This window comes from Acinetobacter sp. NigerLNRRAM0016, assembly GCF_054112845.1.
Map to the genome: position 1 here is coordinate 1 of NZ_JBSYVT010000091.1, position 1473 is coordinate 1473.

Here is a 1473-nt window from a genome sequence, read left to right on the forward strand (position 1 = left end):
CAGTGCCGTAATTCCACCCAGGAAGAATGCCAAGCCCTGGAAAGATTCTAAAATCAGTTCAATAGAACGAAATGAGTTACTTCAAACGGTTAAGCATTTAGGCAGAACCCTATGGAAAAAATGGTCGGGCTATCACCGTCGCAGTTTGGTGGAAACCAAGATGCATTGCATCAAATTATTAGGAGATAAGCTGACGGCAAGACATTTTCAAAGTCAGGTCAATGAAGTTCATGCGCGTGTGGCAGTTCTGAATAGATTTACGGAATTAGGTAGACCTCACACCCAAGTTGTCACTTAAATTTGAATGGATTGGGGAAAACTCAGCTTTTGAATGTTTATGCAACAAAGCCGGTTTTAGTTATAAACTTATTCATTCAGGAATTATATTGCTGAATGAATAAGTCTAATTGATTTATTTATGCAACCCAACTATTCATTTGATTCATTTGATTCATTTGATTCATTTGATTCATTTGATTCATTTGATTCATTTGATTCATTTGATTCATTATTTTTAACTTGTTTTTGTTTAGAATTTTCAACTTTAGAAGCTTTTAAATTCTTTTCAAGAAATAACAAGCCGCCATCTGCATAACTAAAACTTGCGATACTAAAGAATGCACTAATTAACAGTAATTTAGTACAAAATTTATTTTTGAATAGCATGTTTATTTACTCTCATTTAATACTTGTTAGATATTCTAACTTTAAAGAATTAACACCCAGAGGACTCATAAATTACATTCTTGTAATTTTAAAATGTCTCAGGATGGTGTTTAAAGTGCGTGTGATAAATAGAAGTGTAATACAGGAAAATGGTAAGGTTTATCAGCCTAGTCATCTGTCCATTATGTAGAAAGAGCAGCACTTTAATGTTTATGCTGTTCCAATGTATTACATTCCTTACTTTCTATTTGTAACGTAATTTCAGTAATATTATGATTATGTTTTAGAACTTCTAAGGCCTTTTGATAGAGTTGATCTGTATTGCTATTCGGAGCAACCAAATGAGCAGTTAAATGAATATTTTTTGAGGATATAGCCCAGACTTTCAACTGATGAATCCCTTCAACGCCCTCTAGCTTCAATAAATCATTTCTTAACGACTCAATATCAATCTCATCAGGAACTCCTTCAAGCAGAATATTAATACTTTGTTTTAATAAAATCCAAGTTCGAGGTAAGACCCAGAAGCCAATTAACACAGCGATTACGGTATCAACCCACATCCACTGGGTAAAATAAATAACTATTCCTCCGATAATCACGCCTATCGATCCTAGAGCATCACTAAGAACTTCTAAATATGCACCTTTTATATTTAGACTTCCTTCAGCACTAGCAGAAAGGATTTTCATTGAAATCAAATTTACGACCAAACCAATGACCGCGACAATCATCATTTCAACACTTTGAATTTCAGCAGGGTTCGTAAAACGTTGATAAGCTTCATATACAATATATATTGCTACC

2 protein-coding genes and 1 pseudogene are annotated in these 1473 nt (G+C 33.6%); 1 reads left to right on the top strand and 2 read right to left on the bottom strand.

Annotated features, from left to right (window positions below; translation table 11 throughout):
• On the top strand, positions 1 to 298 hold a 298-nt coding region (locus tag ACWQ4X_RS19610; RefSeq protein WP_457904669.1), incomplete at its 5' end, for a transposase.
• A gap of 188 nt (positions 299 to 486) precedes the next feature.
• On the opposite strand, the pseudogene ACWQ4X_RS19615 reads toward ACWQ4X_RS19610, so the two are convergent.
• Positions 487 to 666 (bottom strand): annotated as a pseudogene (locus ACWQ4X_RS19615) (hypothetical protein); the annotation flags it as partial.
• 203 nt (positions 667 to 869) lie between these two features.
• On the bottom strand, positions 870 to 1473 hold a 604-nt coding region (locus tag ACWQ4X_RS19620; protein WP_457904670.1), incomplete at its 5' end, for a cation diffusion facilitator family transporter.